Origin of the sequence: Streptomyces sp. NPDC058872, from assembly GCF_042743065.1 — a bacterium.
Taxonomy (GTDB): Bacteria; Actinomycetota; Actinomycetes; order Streptomycetales; family Streptomycetaceae; genus Streptomyces.
Window position 1 is genome coordinate 1 of the sequence record NZ_JBHYMK010000059.1, and the last position, 21,712, is coordinate 21,712.

The 21,712-nt window shown below is 73.4% G+C and carries 22 protein-coding genes and 1 riboswitch; of the genes, 11 read left to right on the forward strand and 11 right to left on the reverse strand.

The window, feature by feature from the left end:
* Window positions 1-51: 51 nt before the first annotated feature.
* Window positions 52-1,602 (reverse strand): Rv2231c family pyridoxal phosphate-dependent protein CobC, encoded by a 1,551-nt coding sequence (gene cobC / locus ACFW22_RS28995; protein WP_386410004.1) that lies wholly within the window; start codon window positions 1,600-1,602, stop codon window positions 52-54.
* A 30-nt stretch (window positions 1,603-1,632) separates the two neighbouring features.
* Here cobC and ACFW22_RS29000 point away from each other — a divergent pair, with 30 nt between their 5' ends.
* Entirely contained in the window at window positions 1,633-2,361 is a 729-nt protein-coding gene (locus ACFW22_RS29000) for a ZIP family metal transporter (RefSeq protein ID WP_386410006.1), read from the forward strand.
* A gap of 2 nt (window positions 2,362-2,363) precedes the next feature.
* Here the strand turns inward: ACFW22_RS29000 and ACFW22_RS29005 are convergent, their stop codons facing one another.
* The 7 genes from ACFW22_RS29005 to ACFW22_RS29035 form a co-directional block, all read right to left on the reverse strand.
* Window positions 2,364-3,734 (reverse strand): cobyrinate a,c-diamide synthase, encoded by a 1,371-nt coding sequence (locus tag ACFW22_RS29005; protein ID WP_386410008.1) that lies wholly within the window; start codon window positions 3,732-3,734, stop codon window positions 2,364-2,366.
* On the reverse strand, window positions 3,728-4,336 hold the full coding sequence (gene cobO, locus ACFW22_RS29010) for a cob(I)yrinic acid a,c-diamide adenosyltransferase (RefSeq protein ID WP_306330455.1): 609 nt from the start codon (window positions 4,334-4,336) through the stop codon (window positions 3,728-3,730). Before cobO ends, ACFW22_RS29005 begins: the two co-directional genes overlap by 7 nt.
* The gene (locus tag ACFW22_RS29015; RefSeq protein ID WP_386410010.1) at window positions 4,336-6,369 is read right to left on the reverse strand and encodes a putative cobaltochelatase; all 2,034 of its coding nucleotides are present in this window, start codon (window positions 6,367-6,369) and stop codon (window positions 4,336-4,338) included. The genes cobO and ACFW22_RS29015 overlap by 1 nt, the downstream gene beginning before the upstream one ends.
* A 136-nt stretch (window positions 6,370-6,505) precedes the next feature.
* Window positions 6,506-8,014, reverse strand: coding sequence for a cobyric acid synthase (locus ACFW22_RS29020; protein WP_386410012.1), 1,509 nt, complete (start codon window positions 8,012-8,014; stop codon window positions 6,506-6,508).
* Window positions 8,011-8,991, reverse strand: a complete 981-nt coding sequence (locus tag ACFW22_RS29025; protein ID WP_386410014.1) for a cobalamin biosynthesis protein — start codon at window positions 8,989-8,991, stop codon at window positions 8,011-8,013. The genes ACFW22_RS29020 and ACFW22_RS29025 overlap by 4 nt, the downstream gene beginning before the upstream one ends.
* A 31-nt stretch (window positions 8,992-9,022) precedes the next feature.
* Window positions 9,023-9,165: riboswitch (cobalamin riboswitch) on the reverse strand.
* A gap of 113 nt (window positions 9,166-9,278) precedes the next feature.
* Window positions 9,279-9,500, reverse strand: coding sequence for a hypothetical protein (locus tag ACFW22_RS29030; protein WP_386410016.1), 222 nt, complete (start codon window positions 9,498-9,500; stop codon window positions 9,279-9,281).
* Window positions 9,501-9,528: 28 nt separating this feature from the next.
* Window positions 9,529-10,806: an anion permease gene (locus ACFW22_RS29035; protein WP_384886718.1), complete on the reverse strand. Its 1,278-nt coding sequence runs from the start codon at window positions 10,804-10,806 to the stop codon at window positions 9,529-9,531.
* 365 nt (window positions 10,807-11,171) lie between these two features.
* On the opposite strand from ACFW22_RS29035, the gene ACFW22_RS29040 reads away from it, so the two are divergent.
* Together ACFW22_RS29040 and ACFW22_RS29045 are read left to right on the forward strand one after the other, a co-directional pair.
* Window positions 11,172-12,299, forward strand: coding sequence for an alpha/beta hydrolase (locus ACFW22_RS29040; RefSeq protein WP_386410019.1), 1,128 nt, complete (start codon window positions 11,172-11,174; stop codon window positions 12,297-12,299).
* Between the two features lie 99 nt (window positions 12,300-12,398).
* Entirely contained in the window at window positions 12,399-13,847 is a 1,449-nt protein-coding gene (locus tag ACFW22_RS29045) for a hypothetical protein (protein ID WP_386410021.1), read from the forward strand.
* A gap of 8 nt (window positions 13,848-13,855) precedes the next feature.
* Here ACFW22_RS29045 and ACFW22_RS29050 read toward each other — a convergent pair whose 3' ends face one another.
* A complete protein-coding gene (locus ACFW22_RS29050; protein ID WP_386410023.1) occupies window positions 13,856-14,257 on the reverse strand; it encodes a VOC family protein in 402 nt (133 codons plus the stop codon).
* 58 nt (window positions 14,258-14,315) lie between these two features.
* Window positions 14,316-15,206, reverse strand: coding sequence for a neutral zinc metallopeptidase (locus ACFW22_RS29055; protein ID WP_386410025.1), 891 nt, complete (start codon window positions 15,204-15,206; stop codon window positions 14,316-14,318).
* A gap of 283 nt (window positions 15,207-15,489) precedes the next feature.
* Between ACFW22_RS29055 and ACFW22_RS29060 the strand changes: the two genes are divergently transcribed.
* The 3 genes from ACFW22_RS29060 (at window position 15,490) to ACFW22_RS29070 (ending at window position 18,597) form a co-directional block, all read left to right on the forward strand.
* On the forward strand, window positions 15,490-17,088 hold the full coding sequence (locus ACFW22_RS29060; protein ID WP_386410027.1) for an ABC-F family ATP-binding cassette domain-containing protein: 1,599 nt from the start codon (window positions 15,490-15,492) through the stop codon (window positions 17,086-17,088).
* A 355-nt stretch (window positions 17,089-17,443) separates the two neighbouring features.
* Window positions 17,444-17,665, forward strand: coding sequence for a helix-turn-helix domain-containing protein (locus tag ACFW22_RS29065; protein ID WP_006123601.1), 222 nt, complete (start codon window positions 17,444-17,446; stop codon window positions 17,663-17,665).
* 131 nt (window positions 17,666-17,796) lie between these two features.
* Complete coding sequence (locus ACFW22_RS29070; RefSeq protein WP_386410029.1) at window positions 17,797-18,597, forward strand: enoyl-CoA hydratase/isomerase family protein; 801 nt, start codon at window positions 17,797-17,799, stop codon at window positions 18,595-18,597.
* Window positions 18,598-18,604: 7 nt separating this feature from the next.
* Here ACFW22_RS29070 and ACFW22_RS29075 read toward each other — a convergent pair whose 3' ends face one another.
* The gene (locus ACFW22_RS29075; protein WP_386410031.1) at window positions 18,605-19,285 is read right to left on the reverse strand and encodes a hypothetical protein; all 681 of its coding nucleotides are present in this window, start codon (window positions 19,283-19,285) and stop codon (window positions 18,605-18,607) included.
* 93 nt (window positions 19,286-19,378) lie between these two features.
* On the opposite strand from ACFW22_RS29075, the gene ACFW22_RS29080 reads away from it, so the two are divergent.
* Genes ACFW22_RS29080 through amaP form a run of 5 tightly spaced genes read left to right on the forward strand, consistent with a single transcriptional unit; the run spans window position 19,379 to window position 21,711 of the window.
* Window positions 19,379-19,864 (forward strand): Asp23/Gls24 family envelope stress response protein, encoded by a 486-nt coding sequence (locus ACFW22_RS29080; RefSeq protein WP_386410033.1) that lies wholly within the window; start codon window positions 19,379-19,381, stop codon window positions 19,862-19,864.
* 39 nt (window positions 19,865-19,903) lie between these two features.
* Window positions 19,904-20,089: a hypothetical protein gene (locus tag ACFW22_RS29085; protein ID WP_386410035.1), complete on the forward strand. Its 186-nt coding sequence runs from the start codon at window positions 19,904-19,906 to the stop codon at window positions 20,087-20,089.
* 9 nt (window positions 20,090-20,098) lie between these two features.
* On the forward strand, window positions 20,099-20,464 hold the full coding sequence (locus ACFW22_RS29090; RefSeq protein ID WP_386410037.1) for an Asp23/Gls24 family envelope stress response protein: 366 nt from the start codon (window positions 20,099-20,101) through the stop codon (window positions 20,462-20,464).
* Entirely contained in the window at window positions 20,461-21,093 is a 633-nt protein-coding gene (locus ACFW22_RS29095) for a DUF6286 domain-containing protein (RefSeq protein WP_386410039.1), read from the forward strand. Before ACFW22_RS29090 ends, ACFW22_RS29095 begins: the two co-directional genes overlap by 4 nt.
* A gap of 30 nt (window positions 21,094-21,123) precedes the next feature.
* Window positions 21,124-21,711, forward strand: coding sequence for an alkaline shock response membrane anchor protein AmaP (amaP, locus tag ACFW22_RS29100; protein ID WP_386410041.1), 588 nt, complete (start codon window positions 21,124-21,126; stop codon window positions 21,709-21,711).
* Window position 21,712 lies beyond the last annotated feature (1 nt).

Consider the following 21,712-nt stretch of genomic DNA (forward strand, 5'->3'; position numbering starts at 1 on the left):
GGTGACGACGTCGCCCTCCCCGGCCCTTCCGCGTGCGCGCCGACCGGCCGGTCAACCGCCCATCAGGAGTGCCTGGTCGAGTGCCTGCAAGAACCGGTTCGTCGTCACCCGGTCGCGCACCGCGAGCCGCAGCCAGTTCCGGTCGAGCCCCGGGAAGGTGTCGCCCCGTCGGGCGGCGAACCCGAGCGAGCGCAGCCGCTCCCGGACGGTGTCCGCCCCGTCGATCCACAACAGGACGAAGGGGCCCTCGGCACCCGCGACCGTCCGCACCTCGTCGAACTCCGCAAGCCCGGCCAGCAGGTGGGACCGCTCCACGTCGATCCGGTGCGCCGCGTATTCCGCCTCCGCGAGCGCCGCCCGCGACATGCAGGCTTCGGCCGCCACCAGGGCCGGTGTCGACACGGGCCACAGGGGCTGCGTCCGCTCCAGTGCCGCTATCGTCTCCGGTTCGGCCAGTACGTAGCCGATGCGCAGGCCGGCGAGCCCCCAGGTCTTGGTGAGGCTCCGCAGCACCACGAGCCCGGGCACGTCGGTCCGGCCGGCCAGCGATTCCCGCTCGCCCGGCACCGCGTCCATGAAGGCCTCGTCCACGACCAGGATCCGCCCGGGGCGGGCGAGCGAGGCGATCGAGGCCGCCGGGTGCAGCACGGACGTCGGGTTCGTCGGATTCCCGATCACCACCAGGTCGGCGTCCTCCGGCACCTGCGCCGGGTCCAACCGGAAGCCGTCCTCCGCGCGCAGCAGCACCCGGTCCACCTCGTGGCCCGCGTCCCGCAGCGCCGCTTCCGGCTCGGTGAACTGGGGGTGCACCACCACCGGTCGTCGTATCGGAAGTGCCCGTGCGAGCAGCACGAACGCCTCCGCGGCCCCGGCCGTCAGGAGCACCCGCTGCGAGGGCAGGTCGTGCCGCTCGGCCACCGCCGCCCGTGCTGCCCGGCCGTCCGGGTAGGCCGCGAGGCCGGTCAGCGAGTCGGCGATCCGCTTCCGTAGCCAATCCGGCGGGGTGCCCGTCCGGACGTTGACCGCCAGGTCGACGAGCTTCTCGTCCCGGACCTCTGCGTCACCGTGGTGGCGCAGGTCGTGTGCGTCGGGGTGGGTGTGGGTGTCCATGGCCGCCGTGTGGGGGGTGAGGGGGATGGTGGGGGGTGAGCCAGGCTCGCCAGCGATGTACCCGGGCGTCAAGGGCAACAACCGTGCGACAGACGTCACTTCGTATGGACGAAAGGACGCAAATCCGGCTATTGCGCACGTCGCGCGTCGGGTTTTCCGCTTCGGTAAGAGCAGCATCGCGCCCGCCCCGGTGCCGCCCGCCGCCAGCAGCGCCGCCGCCTCCGCCACGGATGCCGTCCCCGTACCGGCCAGTGGCAGAGCCGACGGGTTCGGTACGGGCACGGCGGCGAGCTCCTCCGCCGCGAACCCCCGCACCGGCACCCCGAGCCGTGCGGCCGCCGCCACGATCCCCGGCTCCGCGGTGCGGGCGTCGAGCGTGCCGACCGACCGCACCCGCTCGGCCGCCAGCCCGGCCTCCCGCAGTGCCGCGCCGATCAGCCCGAGCACCTCCTCCGCCGGAACCCCGGCCCGGGCGCCGACGCCGAGGTGCACACCCGGCGTCCCATCCGATAGCAAAGCCCCATGGCAGTAGTCGTCGCGCTCGGCGCGTTCCTCATGACGCTCTTCGGCGGCTGGGTCGCCGGACGCGTCACCGACCGCCGCCACCTCGTCCTCGGCCTCGCCGGTGGACTCATGCTCGGCGTCGTCGGACTCGACCTCCTGCCCGAGGCCCTGGAGGCCGCGGGCCACGAGGTCTTCGGCGTTCCGGAGGCCCTGCTGCTCTTCGTCGGGGGCTTCCTCTTCGCCCACGTCGTCGAGCGCCTGCTCGCCGTCCGCCGGGCCGCGCGCGGCGTCGGAGCCGACGAGAGGGCTCCCCAGGTCGGACTCACGGCGGCCTCCGCGATGGTCCTCCACAGCCTCATGGACGGCGTCGCGCTCGGCGCCGCCTTCCAGGTCGGCGGCGGCATGGGGGCCACCGTCGCGCTCGCCGTCATCACCCATGACTTCGCCGACGGCTTCAACACGTACACGATCACGAGCCTCTACGGGAACGCCCGCCGCAGGGCCCTCGCGATGCTCGTCGCGGACGCCGTCGCCCCGCTCCTGGGTGCCGCCTCCACCGTGCTGTTCACCCTTCCGGAGGAACTGCTCGGCAGCTATCTCGGCTTCTTCGGCGGCGCCCTGCTCTACCTCGCCGCCGCCGAGATCCTGCCGGAGGCCCACCACGCGCACCCCGCCCGTTCCACCCTGCTGTGCACGGTGGCGGGCGTGGCCTTCATCTGGCTCGTGGTGGGCGTCTCCGGCGGCTGACCTCACGCGCAGTGCTCCACGAACCGCACGGCGACCTCGGGGGACCCCGCCCAGTGGGTGTGCACATAGCTGGCGTGGACCCCGTCCTGCACGAAGCCCTCCACCCGCCGCACCGGCTGCCGCAGCCCCCAGGCCGCCCGCGCCCCGGCATCCGGCTCGATCACGGTGCGGTGGAACTCGTGCCCCCGCATCCGTGCCCCGGCCGGCACCAGGACGCTGTCGCTCACCGCGACCGCGTCCCGGTAGCCCAGGGTCAGCCGCTCCGACATCCGTGCGTCGGCGTCGAGCACCCCGCACATGGGCGCGCCGTCGAGGGACCGCGCCAGGTAGAGGAGCCCGGCGCATTCGGCGACGACGGGCGCCCCGGAGGCGGCGAGCTCGGCGACGGCCTTGCGGAGGCGCTCGTTGGCGGACAGTTCGGGTCCGTACATCTCGGGGAAACCACCCCCGATGACGAGCCCGCGGGTGCCCTCGGGGAGGGTTTCGTCCCGCAGCGGGTCGAAGGTCACGACCTCGGCCCCGGCAGCCCGCAGCAACTCCGTGTGCTCGGCGTACGAGAAGGTGAAGGCCGCCCCGCCGGCCACCGCCACCCTCGGGGCGGACGGCTGCTCCGCCGGCGTGCCGGAACCGCTCGTGCCCGACCGGCCGGCGACCTCCGGTGCCCAGGGCTCGACGGGCAACGGCGGTGCCGACCGGGCGAGCGCCCACAGGGCGTCCAGGTCACAGCCGGCGCGCACCTGCTCCGCCTGTGCGGCCACCGCCTCCACCGCCTGGGCCTGCCGCTCGGCCACCGGCACGAGCCCCAGGTGCCGCGACGGCGTGGCGACCGCGGGCGCCCGCCGCAGGACGCCGAGGACCGGCACTCCCGATTCCCCGAGCGCTTCCCGCAGCAGGTGCTCGTGCCGGTCCGTCGCGACCTTGTTGAGGATCACGCCCCCGATCCGCACCTCCGGGTCCCAGGAGGCGAAGCCGTGCACCAGTGCCGCCACCGACCGGGACTGCGAGGAGGCGTCGACCACCAGCACCACCGGGGCCTTGAGCAGCTTCGCCACCTGCGCGGTGGACGCCAGCTCGCCCTGGTCGGCGGCCCCGTCGTACAGGCCCATGACCCCTTCGACCACGGCCAGGTCGCAGTCGCGCGCCCCGTGGGCGAAGAGCGGCGCGATCAGTCCCGTGCCGCACATGTACGCGTCGAGGTTGCGCCCCGGCCGGCCGGTCGCGAGCGCGTGGTAGCCCGGGTCGATGTAGTCGGGCCCGACCTTGTGCGGGGAGACGGCCAGACCACGGCCCGCGAACGCGGCCATCAGGCCGGTCGCGACCGTGGTCTTGCCCGCGCCGGAGGAGGGCGCGGCGATGACGAGACGTGCTACCACTCGATGCCCCGCTGGCCCTTCTGGCCGGCGTCCATCGGGTGCTTGACCTTGGACATGTCGGTGACGAGATCGGCGAAGTCCACGAGCTCCTGCGGCGCGTTGCGGCCGGTGATGACGACGTGCTGCTGCCCGGGACGGTCGCGCAGCACCTCGACGACCTCCTTGACGTCGATCCAACCCCAGTGCAGCAGGTACGCGAACTCGTCGAGGACGTAGAACGTGTACTTCTCCTCGGCCAGGTCCCGCTTGACCTGCTCCCAGCCCTCGCGCGCCTTGTCCTCGTGCGACTGCTCGCCCTCGGCGACCTCGCGCTGGATCCAGGACCAGCCCTCGCCCATCTTGTTCCAGGTGACGGTGCCGCCCTTGCCGGTCTCGCCGAGCGCCTTGAGGGCGTTCTCCTCGCCGACCCGCCACTTGGCGGACTTGACGAACTGGAACACCCCGATCGGCCAACCCTGGTTCCAGGCGCGCAGCGCCATGCCGAACGCGGCGGTCGACTTCCCCTTGCCCACACCGGTGTGCACCATCACCAGTGCCCGGTTCCGGCGCTGACGGGTGGTCAGACCGTCGTCGGGCACGACGGTCGGCTGTCCCTGCGGCATTATGCGGCCCTCCTGTTTGTCTGTCCTGCTGCCTGTACGTCTCTGACGAGGCCGGCGATCGAGTCGGCGCGCAGCTCGTCCAAGGTGACGGCGGTTCCGCCGAGTTCGCGCGCCAGGGTGCCCGCGAGGCCCAGCCGCACCGGTCCGCTCTCGCAGTCCACGACCACCGCGGCCGTGCCCTCGGCGGCGTGCAGCCGTGCGGCACGGGCCGCAAGGCCCACCGGGTCGGCGCCGCCGGTCGCCCGGCCGTCGGTCACGACGACGAGCAGGGGGCGGCGCGAGGGGTCCCGCAGCCGTTCGACCCGCAGCACCTCGTGGGCCTTCAGCAGACCGGCGGACAGCGGGGTCCGGCCGCCCGTCGGAAGCTGTTCGAGCCGGGCGGCGGCGGCGTCCACGGAGGAGGTCGGCGGCAGCGCGACCTCGGCGTCGCGCCCCCGGAAGGTGACCAGACCGACCTTGTCGCGCCGCTGGTACGCGTCGAGCAGGAGCGAGAGCACCGCGCCCTTGACGGCGCTCATCCGCTGCCGGGCGGCCATCGAGCCCGAAGCGTCCACGGCGAACAGCACCAGATTGCCCTCCCGGCCCTCCCGGGTCGCCTGCCGCAGGTCGTCCCTGCGGACCACCAGACCGGGCCCGGACCGACCGCGCGCCCGTTGGTGCGGGGCGGCGGCCCGGACGGTCGCGGCCAGGTGCAGCTTGGTCAGTGCGCCCCGGGGGCGGGTGGATCCGGTGGTGCGGCCGTGCTCGGTGCGGGCGCGGGAGCGGCGCCCGGCCGCGCCCTCGCCGAGACCGGGCACGCTCAGCACCTTCGTGCGGAAGGGTTCGGCGGCCTGCACGGCGGCGCGTTCACCGGTGCCGGGCGAGGGCGCGGGAGCGGGCGCCCCTCCGGGAGCGGGAAGGTCCTCGGGCGCCGGCACGTCCTCGGGCGCCGGCCCCTCGCCCTGCGGCGGGACCCCGCCGCCGTCGGGGCCGCCGCCGGGACCACCATCGCCCGGGCCGTCCGGTTCCGGGTCCTCGTCGTCGCCCTTGAACTGCTCCAGGGTCTCGTCGAGCTTGTCCTCGTCCAGGCCTGGCGCGTCGAAGGGCGAGCGCCGCCGTCGATGGGGGAGCGCCAGCAGGGCGGCCTGCCGCACGTCCTCCGAGGTGACCCCGGTCCGCCCCGCCCAGGCGGCGAGCGCGGTCGCGGTGCGGGCCATCACGATGTCGGCGCGCATGCCGTCCACCTCGAAGGCGGCACAGGTCGCGGCGATCTGCAGCAGCACCGCGTCCCCGAGCGCCACCTGCGGGAGCAGGGCGCGGGCGGCGACGATCCGGTCCCGCAGCGCGGCCTCCTCGCCGGCCCAGCGGGCGGCGAAGTCCACCGGGTCGTCCTCGAAGGCGAGGCGCCGCCGGACCACCTCCACCCGCTGCTCCGGATCCCGCGACGCCGCCACCTCCACGGTGAGCCCGAAGCGGTCGAGCAGCTGCGGACGGAGCTCCCCCTCCTCGGGGTTCATGGTTCCGACGAGCAGGAACCGGGCGGCGTGCCGCACGGAGACGCCTTCGCGCTCGACGTGCGAGGCCCCCATCGCGGCGGCGTCGAGCAGGTGGTCGATCAGGTGGTCGGAGAGCAGGTTGACCTCGTCCACGTACAGGATGCCCCGGTGCGCGGCGGCGAGGAGGCCCGGCTCGAAGGCCTTCACGCCCTCGGCCAGCGCCCGCTCGATGTCGAGCGCACCGACGAGCCGGTCCTCGGAGGCGCCGACGGGCAGTTCGACCATCCGCGCGGGGCGGGAGGTCCCGGGCGCGTCCTCGTGCGGCCCGTCCGGGCAGCTGCGATCGGGTGCCTCCGGGGCACAGCTGAAGCGGCAGCCGGCGACCACCGGCACCTCCGGCAGCAGCTCGGCGAGCGCACGTACCGCCGTGGACTTGGCGGTTCCCTTCTCGCCCCGCACGAGGACCCCGCCCACGGCCGGGCTGACGGCGTTGAGCAGCAGCGCGAGCCGCAGGTCGTCCATGCCGACGACGGCAGTGAACGGATACCGGGTGCTCATCGGGTCTTCCTTCCCTCACGTCCGTTCCGTCCGCCGGCGGTCGCCGACGACGGGTCCGTCCCCTGCCGGCGGCCGGAGCCGTTCGGCGGGTGCGGGTGGGAGCTGCGGCCCGGTCGGGGGCCGGGCGCCCCCCGGGTCACGGCGCGCCCGGCGGCACGAAGGGCAGTCCCGACGGCGCACCGCCCTCGATCAGCCGCAACAGCGCGTCGGTGTCGGCGTGCTCCTCGATCAGGTCGCCGAGCCGGTCGAGCTGCTCTTCCCGCAGCGCGCCGAACGAGGTGTCCGGCGCCGGGACGAACCGTCGGCCCGAAGCCGCCGCGACCTCCCGCAGGAACGCCCGGCGAAATCCGTCGCCCTCCAGGGAGCCGTGCCAGTGGGTGCCCCACACGGAGCCGACCCGACAGCCGTCGAGGAACGGTTCCCCACCCCGTACGTCCGCCACGCCGTGGTGGATCTCGTACCCCTCGACCCGTTCGCCCAGGGCCTCGCCGACCGGTCGGGCGAGGATCTTCTCGACCCCGAAGCGGACCCGTACGGGCAGCAGCCCCAGCCCGTCGACGAGGCCGGCCTTGGACTCGACCTCGTCCTCGATGCGCTCGCCCAGGGCCTGGAAGCCGCCGCAGATCCCGAGCACCGGACGCCCTTCGGCGGCCCGCAGGGCCAGCGCGTCAGCGAGGCCGCGCTCCCGCAGCCAGGCCAGGGCCCTGACCGTGCCCCGGGTGCCGGGCACGACGACGAGGTCCGCGTCGACCAGCTCCTCGGGCCGGTCGACGAAGCGGACGACGACGCCCGGTTCGGCGGCCAGCGCGTCCACGTCCGTGAAGTTGGACATCAGCGGTACGGCGCACACGGCGACCCGCAGGACGTCCGCGCCGACCGGCGGTGCCACGACCGACTCGCGGACCGTGCCCCGCAGGGAGACGCGCAGGCCGTCCTCCTCGTCGATGCCCAGCCCGTGTGCGTACGGCAGGACGCCCAGCGTGCTGCGCCCGGTCAGGCCGTGCAGCATGTCGAGGCCCGGTTCGAGGAGCGTCACGTCGCCCCGGAACTTGTTGACCAGATAGCCCGCGACGAGCGCCTGGTCCTCGGGTGCGAGCAGGGCCGTCGTGCCGAAGAACTGGGCGAAGACCCCTCCCCGGTCGATGTCCCCGACCACCACCACGGGCAGTCGGGCGGCCCGCGCGATGCCCATGTTCACGATGTCCGTGCGCCGCAGATTGATCTCGGCCGGGCTGCCGGCCCCTTCGCAGATCACGGCGTCGTACGTGCCCCGGAGCTCCTCCAGGCACGCCATGACCGGCTCGAAGAGCTCCTTCTGCCGGCCCCCGTGGTAGCCGCGGGCACTCAGCTCTCCCACCGGCTTGCCCATGAGCACGACCTGGCTGGAGCGGTCGCTGCCGGGCTTGAGCAGCACCGGGTTCATGAGCGCGCTCGGCTCGACCCGGGCGGCCTGGGCCTGCATGGCCTGGGCCCGGCCGATCTCGGCGCCCTCCCGGGTGACGAAGGAGTTCAGGGACATGTTCTGCCCCTTGAACGGTGCGACCTTCACGCCCTGCCGCACCAGCCAGCGGCAGATGCCGGCCGTGACCACGCTCTTGCCCGCGTCGGACGTGGTCCCGGCGACGAGCAACCCCCCACCCCTCATGCCTTCCTCCCCTTCAGCGCTCCGGCGATCGCGCGACCGCCCGCGCAGGCGACCAGGGCCAGCCAGGTCACCCGGCGGGACAGCCGGACCGCCCGGTCGATGTCGGCGACCTCCACGGGCCGCCCCGTTCCGTTCAGGACGGGTCGGTGCTCGACCCGTCCGCCGTACGCGAGGGTGCCGCCGAGCCGTACGCCGAGCGCACCGGCGAAGGAGGCCTCGACCGGGCCCGCGTTGGGGCTCGGGTGCTTCGCCGCGTCGGCCCGCCAGGCCCGTACGGCCCCGCGCGGGTCGTCCCCGGCGACGGCGGCGAGGGCGGCGGTCAGCCGGGCCCCGGGCCAGCCGGCGAGGTCGTCGAGGCGGGCCGAGGCCCAGCCGAAGCGGCGGTACCGGTCGGACGTGTGGCCGACCATCGCGTCGAGGGTGTTGACGGCACGGAAGCCGAGGAGGCCCGGTACGCCCGCGACGGCGCCCCAGAAGAGGGCGCCGACCACGGCGTCGGAGGTGTTCTCGGCGACCGACTCGACGACCGCACGGGCCATCGCGGGGCCGTCCAGGGAATGCGGGTCGCGTCCGCACAGGTGCGGCAGTCGCTCGCGGGCGGCCTCCAGGTCCCCGGCGGCGAGCGCCCCTCCGACGGTGCGGGCCTCGCGGCCCAGGGTGGTGCCGCCGACGACGGACCAGACGGCGGCGGCGGTGAGCGCGACGGACGCGGCACGGTCGTTCCGGACCGCGCGGGCGGCGACCGCTCCGACCGTCGCCACGGTTCCGGCGCAGACCGCCGCGTGCAGTGCGCCCCACCCGCGGTGGTCGCGCCAGAGGACCCGCTCGACGGCCGAGGCCGTACGGCCGAACGCGGCGACGGGGTGCCCGCGGCGCGGATCCGCGAGGACCCGGTCGAGGGCGAGGCCGGCCGCCGCGCCGTACGCGAAGACACCGGTGGCTCTGCTTCTGGAGACGCTGCGGCCGCGGCCGGGCATGGCGCTCTGTCCTCACTCAGGGTCCGCGCCCTGGATCGACGTGACCGGCGGCGAGAGTTCCTGACTTCCGGACCCCTGGGATCCGGTCACAGTGGCGGGACCGCGCCGGATTCGCACCGGACTTCCTCTCCTGCAGCCGTATGGCCCCGGCAGTCCACCACGGTCCGAGAACAGCCGTCAACTCACCCTTGACCTGCAACGGGTCACTGTGCGAAGCACCACAAACACGACGGCCGGGCGGCCCGCACCCGAAGGTGCGGACCGCCCGGCCGAGGTACCGGGGACCGTCAGGCGACGATCAGGTAGATGCCGTACGCCACGGCCGCCAGGCAGAGGCCGAAGCAGGCGTAGGCGCCGGTGCGGGCGGGGGCGGCGGAGCCTCCCCGGGCCACGGCCTCCTCCTGCTTGGAGAGGGCGACGATGCCGAGGGTGAACAGGCCCACGAGGGCGACGGTCGCGACGAGGCTGATGCCGAAGACGGAGCCGAGAGCTGCCCAGTCGATCTTCATGTGCGGGGTTCCAGTTCCGTGAGCGCGGTCAGACCGCGGTGGCGGGAGCCGGGGGAGCGGCCGGGTCCGCGGGGTTCGGGGTGGGGATGGTGGCCTTCAGGTCCTCGTCCGCGACGGCGGCGACGGAGCCGGCCGGCGGCGGGGTCACGGCCGCGATGGCGGTGGTGACGACACCCGCGGTCTCGGTCTCGTCCTTGGCCTCGGTCTCGACGTCGTTGACGTTGGTGTGGTCGACGACCTGGCGGCGGGAGAGCAGCCAGATGCCCAGGCAGGAGGCGACCAGGAAGGTCGCGACGGTGTAGACGCCCCAGTCGCCCTGGCGGGCCACGAACTCGGCTCCGGCGGCGACCAGGCCGGCGGCCGGCAGGGTCAGGCCCCAGGCGACGAACATGCGGGTGGCGGTCGACCAGCGGACGACGCCGCCCTTGCGGCCGAGTCCCGCGCCCATGACGGCACCGGAGACGGAGTGCGTGGTCGAGAGGGAGAAGCCCAGGTGGGAGGAGGCCAGGATGACCGTCGCCGCGCTGGTCTGGGCGGCGAAGCCCTGCTGCGGCTGGAGGTCGGTGAGGCCCTTGCCCATGGTGCGGATGATGCGCCAGCCGCCCAGGTAGGTGCCGAGCGCGATCGCCGTACCGGCGGAGACGATGACCCAGAGGGGAGGGTTGGAGCCGGGGGCCAGAACGCCGCCGGCGACCAGGGCGAGCGTGATGATGCCCATCGTCTTCTGGGCGTCGTTGGTGCCGTGGGCGAGGGAAACGAGGCCGGCGGAGGCGATCTGGCCGGCCCGGTAGCCCTTCTCCGTCGTCTTGCGGTCCGCCTTCTTGTCGAGGCGGTACGTCAGGCGTGCGGAGAACATCGCGGCCAGACCGGCGACCAGCGGGGCGGCGAGGGCCGGGATGAGCACCTTGGTGACGACGACGTCGCCGTGGACGCCACTGATGCCGATCGAGGCGACGGTCGCACCGATGAGGCCGCCCATCAGGGCGTGGGAGGAGCTGGACGGCAGACCGACCAGCCAGGTCACCAGGTTCCAGAGGATCGCGCCGACGAGCGCGGCGAGGATCACTTCGGGCTGGATGCCCTCTTCGTTCACCAGTCCCTTGGAGATCGTCTTGGCGACCTCCACGGACAGGAACGCTCCGACGAGGTTCAGCACGGCGGACATGGCCACCGCCGTCTTGGGCTTGAGCGCACCGGTCGAGATGGTCGTGGCCATCGCGTTGGCGGTGTCGTGGAAACCGTTCGTGAAATCGAACACGAGAGCTGTCACGACCACAATGGCGAGCAGCAGCGTGATGTGTTCCATTTACCCAGGCAATCGTTTGACGTCAGTGGCTGGTTGAACTTAGGCAACCTGGGTGAACGGAAGGTGAACTGAGACGGGCGACGTGGTGTCTCTATCTGGTGTCAAGAGATTCCGTTTAGGCGCTCCTGGTCCTCGATGTCCACGATGTGGTCACCTTGTGACCTCCGGTAACCCTTTTCCCTCCCGGCCCCCGCACCCCACCCCGGCCACTTCCCCGCTTCTCGGTCCCGCTCCCCGGACGCGGTCGGGCGACCCGAAGGGCCTCCTGGAGGAGACCCATGTCACGCCCCGGAGCCCTCCTCCGCTTTCCCCCCGTCGGCGCCCGTCCGGTGGCAGCCCCCCGTCACCCTGCCGAGACTGGGAGCGTGCGCCCGGCTACAGCGACGGCAGCGGCCGTCACCACCCTGATCGGTGTCGGTGCGGCTGCGGTCGCAGCCGGCCGGTACGCCAGCGACGTCGCCCTCAGGGCGCCGTCCGGACGACCACTGCCCGGAGACCCCAAGCTCACCGTGCACGCCACGGGGCCCGAGCGGATCACCCTCACCCGCAGCCTCGCCTCGCTGCGCCCCGGTACCTACGGGATGGAGGCCCCCGGTCTGCACGCCGTCCTCGGCCCCGTCCTCGACCGGGTCCCCCACACCGCCGACACCGTCGTCCGCCGCCTGGAGCGGGTCGAACTCGGGGTGCTCGGACCCGGTGCCCGCGTCCGACTCACCCCGCAACTCCACCGCGGCACGCCCACCGGCGCCCTCGGGCTGGCCCACGAGGACGTGGAGATCCCCAGCGAGCTCGGACCGCTGCCCGCCTGGCTCGTCGGGGGGCCCCGCACCACCTGGGTGATCGCCCTGCACGGCCTCGGCACCACCCGCGAGCACCCGCTGAACCTCGTCCCCTTCCTCCACCTGCGCAAGATCCCCGTCCTCCTCCCCGCCTATCGGGGCGACGAGGGGGCGCCGGCCTCCCCGGACGGCCTCGCCCACCTCGGGGACTCCGAGTGGCGGGACGTCGACGCGGCCATCCGCTACGCCGTCCGCCGCGGGGCCCGGAAGGTCATCCTGCACGGCTGGGGGACCGGAGCCTCGATGGCCCTGCGGGCCGCCGCGGAGTCCGGGGTGCGCGACCGGATCAGCGGCCTGGTCCTCGACTCTCCGGTGCTGGACTGGGAGGCCACCCTCCGCCACCTCGCCGCGGCCCACCACGTCCCCGGCCCCCTCCTGCCCCTTGCCGTCCGCGCCGCCCAGGCCCGTACGGGGCCGCACGGAGACCGCCTCGCCGCCGCCTCCTCACCGGACGCGCTCCACGTCCCGGTCCTCCTCTTCCACGGTCCCGACGACACGATCGCCCCTTGGGAGTCCTCCGTGGAGCTCGCCGCCCGCCGTCCCGACCTGGTCAGCCTGCAGACCGTGCGGCAGGCTCCGCACGCCTCGATGTGGAACGCCGACCCGGTCCGCTACGAGGAGTCCCTGCGCCGCTTCCTCACCCCCCTGCTCTGACGCCCCCGTTCCGCCGGGCTCGGGCCGCCGCGGCGCCCGTTCCGACGGGGCCTTCGATTCCGATTGGGCTTTCGGGCCGTCAGCGGGAAGACTGCCCTCGTGACGTCTCGAAAGCCCGATGAACCATTGGTGCGCAACTCCAGACTCCGACTCGTCCGCCCGCAGGCGCTGGCTACCGCTCGACGGGCCGTGACGACCCGGCGGACCCGGCCGGTGCCGAGGCCCCCCGAGGGCACTCCGCCCCGGGCGGAGCTCGCCCGTCAGGCCCGGCAGGTGCTTGCCGACGCCGTACGGATCGCCCGCTGGGTCGCCGTCGAGCGCGGGGCCGATGCGATGTCCCGGACCGACTCCGGCACCGTTTCCGTCGAGGAACGGGTCGCGACCGCCCTGGACCTGACACCCGGCCAGATCCGCGTCGGCTGGGACCGCGCGCGGCTCGCCGGACTCGTCGAGCTCCACGGTGACACCGCCCGCCCCGGCTGGCGGCTGCACGCCTGGGACCGTGACGACTCCGCCGTCCTGCGCGGCTGGGTCGCCCTCTTCGACGCCTGGTCACTGGTGCACCCGGCCCCCGAGGGCGTCGCCCCGAGCGCCGTCGCCGAAGTCGTCGAGGCCGTCCCGCAGGTCCTCTCGCTGCTCCAGCTCTCCCAGGGGCCGGTCCCGGTCCCCGCCCTCCTCGACCTCCTCGACCAGCGCGTCGAGGAGCTCCGTGGAGAACGCTGCGAGGTGCCTCCCGGCTCCGACGAGGAGGGCGAACCCGCGCTCGACCGGGGGATCGGCCGTGCCTCCGGGGCTGCGGAACCCCCAGCCGGTGACGGGCTCCCGGCCCTCCTGGACTGGGCCCTCGAAGGCTTGGCCTCGGTCGGCGCGCTGACCCTGGAACCCGGTACGGCAGACCGCCATGCCACCCTGACCCCCCTCGGCAATTGGGCGGTCTGGGTCAAGCTGGAGCAGATCTGCGTTGCCGCACAGAGCCCCGCGGGCAACATCGAGCAGTCCGCCGGGGACATGCTCCGCGGCTGCGCCCGGCTCACCCCCGGTCCGGCCCGCGACGAGTACCGCGCCTGGCTGGCCGCCCGCACCCTGTCCAGCGCCGTGAGCGAACTCCTGACCGTCGCCCGCGGTGAAGACGCCCTCCTGCGCGGGCTCGCCTTCGAGGCGCTCAGGGTCGTTGGCGCCCCGGCGGAGGCCGAGGTGCGAGCCACCGTCGCCGAACCCCCGCTCCGCCCCTACGCCTTGTTGTGGCTGGCCGAGTACGAGGGGGCCGACGCCGACGACGCCCAAGAGGTGCTGACCCGCGAGGAATCGACCTGGCTCTGGGTGGACACCGCGGCGGCCGTCGCCGACCACGGCGAGAGCGAGCTGCTCGTCCGCCACCTCGACTCCGCCGTGCAGGGCAATGTGCCGGCGCTGCTCGAAGAGGTGCGCGCCGTCGGCCATCCCCGTACCGTCCAGGTCCTGGTCGCCCTGGCCGCGGCCCATCCGGACCCGGCCCTGGCCAAGGCGGTCCGGCGGGCCGCCTTCCAGGTCCACACCGGCGGGGCCTGAACGCCGGACTATCCGGCCACGCCGGGGGCGTACGTGCCGAAGCTCCACACGTTGCCCTCGGCGTCACGGGCCGAGTAGTCCCGCGAGCCGTACTCCTGGTCCGTCGGCGGCATCACGATCTCCACGCCCTGCGCCACCGCCCGGGCGTGGTGCTCGTCCACGTCGTCCACGCGCACGTAGACCGTGACCGGTCCGCCGCCGGCCACGAGCCGGTCGAAGTCGGTGCCGCCGCCCTTGCTGCCGAGCATCACCATTCCGTTCCCGTACGACAGCTCGGCGTGCCGCACCCGGCCGTCCTCGCCCTCGTACACCGCGCGTTCGGTGAAGCCGAAGCCCTCCGTGAGCAGCTTGACCGCCGCCTTCGCGTCCTCGTACCGCAGCGTCGGGCAGATGTCGGACGTCCCGACCATCCCGACCACCTCCTCTGGATGTGACCTGGATCTCAGTCTTGCAGTCGCCACTGACAACTCAGCGGAAGGTGTTGCACCGGGCCATGTCGCCGGTGCGGTAGCCCTCGTAGAACCACTGCTGCCGCTGGGCCGCCGATCCGTGCGTCCAGCTCTCCGGCGTCACCCGGCCCTGGAACTTCTCCTGGATCCGGTCGTCCCCCACGGCCGCCGCCGCGTCCAGGCCGTCCTGGACGTCCTCGTCGGTGAGCCGCGTCAGCAGCGGCCGGCCGGTCTTCTCGTCCGGGGTGGTCGTCGCGTGCCGCGCCCACACCCCGGCGTAGCAGTCGGCCTGGAGCTCGACGCGCACGGCGTTGGAGTCGGCCCCGGTCCGTCCGTCCTGGGCGCGGCTCAGGGTCCCCATCAGGTTCTGGACGTGGTGCCCGTACTCGTGCGCCACCACGTAGGCCTGGGCGAAGGGGCCGCCGCTCGACCCGAACGTGGTGCGCAGCTCCTCGAAGAAGCCGAGGTCGAGGTAGACCCGTCGGTCGCCGGGGCAGTAGAAGGGGCCCACGGCGGAGGTGGCCGACCCGCAGGCGGTGCCGACCCGCTGGTTGAACATCACCGTGGTGGCGTTCGCGTAGTCGCCGCCCCGGCGCGGGTACTCGCTCCGCCAGTAGTCCTGGAGGCTGTTGACGACGGCGACGATCCGGCAGTCCTGGCGCGCGTTGGCGTCCGCGCCCTTCTTGCAGCTCTGGTCCACCTGGGTCGCGGAGGAGGAGCTCGCGACCGGTTGGTCGCCGCCGGAGGAGAGTCCGAGCTGATCGGGGCCGACGCCGAAGAACAGTCCCAGGACCAGGGCGACGAGGCCGATGACGCCGCCGCCGACGGTCGCCCTGCCGCCCGGGATGCGACCGTTCCGGACGTCCCGCACCTCCGAGGTGTCCAGATCGGCGTCGTCGTCGAACTGCACGGTCCACCATCCTCCGCGTCACCGTCGCGGCAGTGGCCGCCGTCCTGCACCGAGTATCGGACGACCTCGCGCGCACCGCCCCTTTTCCAGGGCATGGGCGGGAACCTCGGAAAGGCGCCATCCCGTTCCCCTGCCACGCATGGCCGAAAAGCAGTTGCAGGGGCCCGTTAGACTGGCTCCATGGACAGTCTTCCCCGGCACACCCTCCCCTGGGTGCATTAGCGGCGTCGCAGCCCGTCGCCAGTCGTCCCTTCCGCCGTTCCCACCGCCCTGGAGTCTGTCCGTGATCACCGCTTCCGGTATCGAGCTGCGCGCCGGCGCCCGCATCCTCATCGAGTCCGCCTCCTTCCGCGTCGCCAAGGGCGACCGCATCGGCCTCGTCGGCCGCAACGGAGCGGGCAAGACCACCCTCACCAAGTGCCTCGCGGGCGAAGGCCAGCCGGCCGGCGGCACCATCGCCCGCTCCGGCGAGGTCGGCTACCTGCCGCAGGACCCGCGCACCGGCGACCTCGACGTCCTGGCCCGCGACCGGATCCTCTCCGCCCGCGGGCTCGACGTCCTCATCAAGAAGATGCGGATGAACGAGGAGCGCATCGCCAACGGGGCCGGCGCCACCCGCGACAAGGCCCTGCGGCAGTACGAGCGCCAGGAGACGGAGTTCCTGACCAAGGGCGGATACGCGGCCGAGGCCGAGGCGTCCACGATCGCAGCCGCCCTCGGCCTCCCGGACCGGGTCATGGGCCAGCCGCTGCACACCCTCTCCGGCGGTCAGCGCCGCCGGGTCGAGCTCGCCAGGATCCTCTTCTCGGACGCCGACACCCTGCTCCTCGACGAGCCCACGAACCACCTCGACGCCGACTCCATCGTCTGGCTCCGGGACTACCTGAAGACCTACCGCGGCGGCTTCATCGTCATCTCCCACGACGTCGACCTGGTCGAGACCGTCGTGAACAAGGTCTTCTACCTGGACGCCAACCGTTCCGCGATCGACGTCTACAACATGGGCTGGAAGCTCTACCAGCAGCAGCGCGAGGCCGACGAGAAGCGCCGCAAGCGCGAGCGGCAGAACGCCGAGAAGAAGGCCGCGGCCCTCAACTCCCAGGCCGACAAGATGCGGGCCAAGGCCACCAAGACCGTTGCCGCGCAGAACATGGCCAAGCGCGCCGAGCGACTGCTCTCCGGCCTGGAGGCGGTGCGCGCCTCCGACAAGGTCGCCAAGCTCCGCTTCCCCGAGCCGGCACCCTGCGGCAAGACCCCGCTGACCGCCGAGGGGCTCTCCAAGTCGTACGGCTCGCTGGAGATCTTCACCGATGTGAGCCTCGCCATCGACAAGGGGTCGCGCGTCGTCATCCTCGGCCTCAACGGTGCGGGCAAGACGACCTTGCTGAGGCTCCTCGGCGGCGTCGAGAAGCCCGACACCGGCGAGGTCACCCCGGGCCACGGCCTGAAGCTCGGTTACTACGCCCAGGAGCACGAGACCCTCGATCCCGAGCGGACCGTGCTGGAGAACATGCGCTCGGCCGCGCCCGACCTCGACCTGGTCGACGTGCGCAAGACGCTCGGTTCCTTCCTCTTCTCCGGTGATGACGTCGACAAGCCGGCCGGGGTGCTCTCCGGCGGAGAGAAGACCCGGCTCGCGCTCGCGACCCTGGTCGTCTCCTCCGCCAACGTGCTGCTCCTCGACGAGCCCACCAACAACCTGGACCCGGCCAGCCGCGAGGAGATCCTCGGCGCGCTGCGCACCTACAAGGGCGCCGTGGTCCTGGTCACCCACGACGAGGGCGCCGTGGAGGCGCTCGACCCGGAGCGGATCATCCTGCTCCCGGACGGCGTCGAAGACCTGTGGGGTGCGGACTACGCGGACCTGGTGACCCTCGCCTGACGCTCCGGACGGGTCCTTCGGGGCCCGGGTGATCGTTCTCCACTGGATCATTCGGCTCATGGGTGATCCATCATCTGAGTGAGAGCGTCTCGTACCCCCTTGCCCGGTGCCCCGTCGAATCCTTCCGACCGGGCGACGCCCCTCACGCGTCCTTTCCGGGGCGCTGACCTGGAACTTCCCGTACCGCACGATTGATCCCTGGGTCTCCAGGGCATCGGAATGAGAGATTCCGATCGTGAGGGCTGCGTACTCGTCCACAAACCCGACGGGGCGGACCTCGTCGAATGGGTGGCCAGGAGACCCGAGAGGGGTGATCATGAGAAGTCCAGAGCGCACTTCCCATGAGGAGGCACGGGTGGCCGAGACTCTGAAGAAGGGCAGCCGGGTGACCGGCGCCGCGCGCGACAAGCTCGCGGCAGACCTGAAGAAGAAGTACGACTCCGGTGCGAGCATCAGGGCGCTGGCCGAGGAAACCGGCCGCTCCTACGGGTTCGTCCACCGGATGCTCAGTGAGTCCGGAGTCACGCTGCGTGGACGCGGCGGGGCGACACGGGGCAAGAAGGCGGCCTCGGCCTGACAACGGGGCGGCCCGACCGGTCCACCGGGGCCTCCCGGTGGGCACCCGGTCGGCCCTTTGGCCGACCAGGTGGTTACTGTGCAGTCACTTAGCATGTCTCGTGCAGTGCTGCACCGTACCGGAGGCGCCCCATGACCACGCCCGACGACTCTGAGCTCGTATTCGACAAGGACGGTGTACGGCTCACCGTCGAGGACGCCGTTGCCACGGTGACCCTGACCAATCCGGCGAAGCGCAACGCCCAGTCTCCCGCTCTGTGGCGGGCGTTGACGGAAGCCGGTCGGTCATTGCCCGGCAGCGTGCGGGTCGTCGTCCTGCGCGGCGAGGGCAAGTCCTTCTCCGCCGGACTCGACCGGCAGGCGTTCACGCCCGAGGGCTTCGACGGCGAGCCGTCCTTCCTGGACCTCGCCCGTGGTTCCGACGAGGACCTCGATGCGGTCATCGCCGAGTACCAGGAGGCCTTCACCTGGTGGCGCCGCACCGACCTGGTGTCGATCGCGGCCGTCCAGGGCCATGCCATCGGTGCGGGCTTCCAGCTCGCCCTCGCGTGCGACCTGCGGGTCGTCGCCGAGGACGTGCAGTTCGCCATGCGCGAGACCAGCTTGGGCCTCGTCCCGGACCTGACCGGGACCCACCCGCTCGTCTCGCTCGTGGGCTACGCCCGTGCGCTCGAGATCTGCGCCACCGGTCGTTCCGTGCACGCGGAGGAGGCCGAGCGCATCGGCCTCGCCAACCTGTCCGTGCCCGCCGAGGAGCTCGACGCGGCGGTACGGGACCTCGGCGCCGCCCTGCTGGCCGCGCCGCGCGCCGCGGTCACCGAGACCAAGGCGCTGCTGCAGGGCGTCTCCGGCCGCTCCTACGAGGAGCAGCGCGTCGCCGAGCGGGCCGCCCAGGCCCGTCGTCTGCGCGACCTCGCCGGCCTCGGCGACTGAGCCGCGCTCAGCGCAGTTCCGACACCAGCACCGTGACCGCCGTCGCCTTGCCGGCGGCTGCGGCCACGGCCTTCTGGACCGCCCGGGCCACGTCGAGGGGGCGGTGGCCGGACGTCACGGCCAGCTCCACGCGCACTCCGTCCGGGCCGCGGTGCACCGGCGGGCCCCAGGCGTCGGTCACGCCCGCCACGCCCTCGACCCGCAACACCGCGAGGGTCGTCGCGTCCGCTGCGGCCGGGGAGGGGCGGCCCGGTGGGGGAGTGGCGGGCCCGACCTCCGCCGGTGCCGCGTCGAGCAGTTCCGTCACCTCCAGGTCCACGGCCGCCACGGGCAGCCCGAGCCCTTCGCGGGCCGCCGTGAGCAGGGCGGTCCGCAGTTCCCCGGCCAGTTCCGGCAGCGGGCGGTCGCCCATCACCACCCCGAAGCCGGTGCTGATCCGCAGGGGGCCCGGGGTGAGGGCGCCCGGTGGAGCGGGGGCTGCCCCTCCGCCGTCTCCTGCCGCGGGGGCCGCTTCGAAGCGCAGTTCACCCGGCACCAGACCCCGTACCGCCGTCGCGGCCGGATCGAGGACCTGCCGCGCCGCGCGCTCGGTGATCCACGCCCGGTCCCCGGCCGAACCGAGCGGCAGCAGCCTGCCCGGAGCGAGCAGGTCCCGTACCGCAGCCGTCCATCCCTCAGCCGTCGTCATTCCCCCAGCCTGCCGCATCCCCAGGGCGAATACCGGCAAACGCCCTTAATGTGAGCGAGGAACCCCGAAATATCCCAGAAGGGGCGAAAACTCATGACGGACACCACGCACTCCGGGGACTCGACGAGGGACGAACAGCGCGAGTCGCGCCGCACCTCCGTGACCAAGCGGGGCGGCGGGGCGGCGGCCTCCCGCGGCCGGACCACGATCGCCGACGGCGTCGTGGAGAAGATCGCAGGACTCGCCGCACGCGACGTCGTCGGCGTCCACGCCATGGGCAGCGGACTCTCCCGCACCTTCGGCGCCGTCCGCGATCGGGTCCCGGGTACGGGGGGCGGCAAGGCGAACGTCACCCGAGGGGTCAAGGCCGAGGTCGGCGAAGTGCAGACCGCGCTCGACCTGGAGATCGTCGTCGACTACGGCGTCTCGATCGCCGATGTCGCCGGGGACGTCCGGGAGAACGTCATCGCCGCCGTGGAGCGGATGACCGGTCTCGAGGTCGTCGAGGTCAACATCGCGGTCAGCGACGTGAAGCTGCCCGACGAGGAGGACACGGAGCAGGAGTCGCGCCTCCAGTAGGCGCCGACACACCGACGGGGGCCAGGAAAGGGAATCGGAATGAGCATGGCAGTGGCCGGCCTCTTGGCCGGCATGGCTCTCGGCTTCGCCGGATACTTCGGTGGCTTCGGCGCTTTTCTGCTGGTCGCGGCCCTCGGGGCGGTCGGCTTCGTGGCCGGCCGGTTCCTCGACGGAGACCTCGAAGCGGGCGATCTGTTCCGCGGACGCGGCGATCGGCGGCGGTGACCCGAGGTGGTGACGGAGCTGGCAGACGACCCGGTGGCGGACCGGACCCGGGACCGCGGGGCGACCACCATCGCCGACCGGGTCGTCGCGAAGATCGCCGCCCAGGCGGCGCGGGAGGCGATCGACGGCGTCCCCGAAGGGGGATCCAAGCCGCACGCCTCGGTCGTCGTCCACCGCGACGCCGCCCGCATCTCGGTCAGCCTCGACCTCGACTACCCCTCGGACGTCGGCAGACAGTGCGGCGCCGTCCGGAGCCGGGTGCGGGCCCGGGTGGAACGGCTCGTCGGACTGGAAGTCCACGAGGTGGCCGTCCAGGTCGAGCACCTCCATTCCGCACACACCCGACACACCAAGCCGAGGGGCCGCCTCGCATGACCGCCACGCCGGAACCGGATCCGTCGAGCCCGGAGCACCGTGCCGGCGCCCGCCCCGAACCGGACGCCGGCGCCGCCCCCGACGCCCCCGTCCGGCGCTTCTGGGCCGTGCGCCGCATTCCGGCGGCCCTGCTCGCGGCGGTGCTCCTCGGCGCCACCGGGCTGCTCCTCTACGACGTCGCGGCCGTCCGTGCCGACCGCTCCGCGATGGCCTGGAGACGGGAACTCGCCGACGCCCTCGCGACCCGGCCGCTCGACGACACCGCGATCGTCATCGGCGCCGCGGTCGCCGTCCTGCTCGGCCTCTGGCTCCTCGTCCTGGCGTCCACCCCCGGGCTGCGCGCCGTCCTGCCGATGCGCCGCGAGCACGCCGACCTGCGGGCGGGGCTGGACCGCGAGGCCGCGGCCCTGACCCTGCGGGACCGCGCCATGGAGGTCTCCGGGGTGCAATCCGTCCGGGTGCGCGTCGGCCGTGCCAAGGTCGCCGTCCGCGCGGTGTCGCACTTCCGGGCCCTCGACGAAGTGCGCGCCGACGTCGAGGCGGTGCTCGCCAACGGGGTGGACGAGCTCGGCCTCGCCCACCCGCCCGCGGTGACGGTACGGGTGGCCCGACCGCCCCGGAAGGGATGAAGCGATGCACCACCGGAGAGGGAAGAGCCCGTGACCGTGGTCCTCCGGCGCGTCAACCGCGCCCTGCTCGGCCTCGCCGGGCTGTTCCTCGTCCTGGGCGGCGGGGCCGTCCTCGCCGCTTCCCAGGACCTGTCCGTGCCGTCCTGGTGGCCCTGGTCGGGCCCGGCCGACGTGCTGCTCTCGACCGCCGACCGACAGCGCTGGCGGGACGAGGGATGGTGGTGGCCGGTGGTCATCGCCGCCCTCGGGCTCGTCGTCCTGCTCGCCCTCTGGTGGCTGCTCGTCCAGTTCCGCAGGGCTCGGCTCCGTGAGCTCCTCGTGGACACCGGCGACGGGGAGGCGGCGGTCCTGCGCGGCCGTGCCCTGGAGGGCGTCCTGGAGGCCGACGCCGCCGCCCAGGACGGCGTGGCGAAGGCCCGGGTCTCGCTGACCGGCCGCCGAGGCGCCCCCCGCACCCGGATCGCGCTCCTCCTGGAGCCGCACGCCTCCCCGGGTGCCGCCCTGAACCGCCTGAGCTCCGAGGGGCTCGCCCACGCCCGCACCTCGGCGGGCCTCTCCGCGCTGCCCACCGAGGCGCGCCTGCGCGCGGTCAAGCACCGGGCCCGCCGGGTCGCCTGAG

Excerpts from the sequence above, each read along its gene's own strand:
- ACFW22_RS29000 (WP_386410006.1), top strand. The coding sequence starts at position 1,633 with ATGGCAGTAGTCGTCGCGCTCGGCGCGTTCCTCATGACGCTCTTCGGC.
- cobO (WP_306330455.1), bottom strand. The coding sequence starts at position 4,336 with ATGCCGCAGGGACAGCCGACCGTCGTGCCCGACGACGGTCTGACCACC.
- ACFW22_RS29015 (WP_386410010.1), bottom strand. The coding sequence starts at position 6,369 with ATGAGCACCCGGTATCCGTTCACTGCCGTCGTCGGCATGGACGACCTG.
- ACFW22_RS29020 (WP_386410012.1), bottom strand. The coding sequence starts at position 8,014 with ATGAGGGGTGGGGGGTTGCTCGTCGCCGGGACCACGTCCGACGCGGGC.
- ACFW22_RS29025 (WP_386410014.1), bottom strand. The coding sequence starts at position 8,991 with ATGCCCGGCCGCGGCCGCAGCGTCTCCAGAAGCAGAGCCACCGGTGTC.
- ACFW22_RS29030 (WP_386410016.1), bottom strand. The coding sequence starts at position 9,500 with ATGAAGATCGACTGGGCAGCTCTCGGCTCCGTCTTCGGCATCAGCCTC.
- ACFW22_RS29035 (WP_384886718.1), bottom strand. The coding sequence starts at position 10,806 with ATGGAACACATCACGCTGCTGCTCGCCATTGTGGTCGTGACAGCTCTC.
- ACFW22_RS29050 (WP_386410023.1), bottom strand. The coding sequence starts at position 14,257 with ATGGTCGGGACGTCCGACATCTGCCCGACGCTGCGGTACGAGGACGCG.
- ACFW22_RS29070 (WP_386410029.1), top strand. The coding sequence starts at position 17,797 with ATGACCACGCCCGACGACTCTGAGCTCGTATTCGACAAGGACGGTGTA.
- ACFW22_RS29075 (WP_386410031.1), bottom strand. The coding sequence starts at position 19,285 with ATGACGACGGCTGAGGGATGGACGGCTGCGGTACGGGACCTGCTCGCT.
- ACFW22_RS29080 (WP_386410033.1), top strand. The coding sequence starts at position 19,379 with ATGACGGACACCACGCACTCCGGGGACTCGACGAGGGACGAACAGCGC.
- ACFW22_RS29085 (WP_386410035.1), top strand. The coding sequence starts at position 19,904 with ATGAGCATGGCAGTGGCCGGCCTCTTGGCCGGCATGGCTCTCGGCTTC.
- ACFW22_RS29095 (WP_386410039.1), top strand. The coding sequence starts at position 20,461 with ATGACCGCCACGCCGGAACCGGATCCGTCGAGCCCGGAGCACCGTGCC.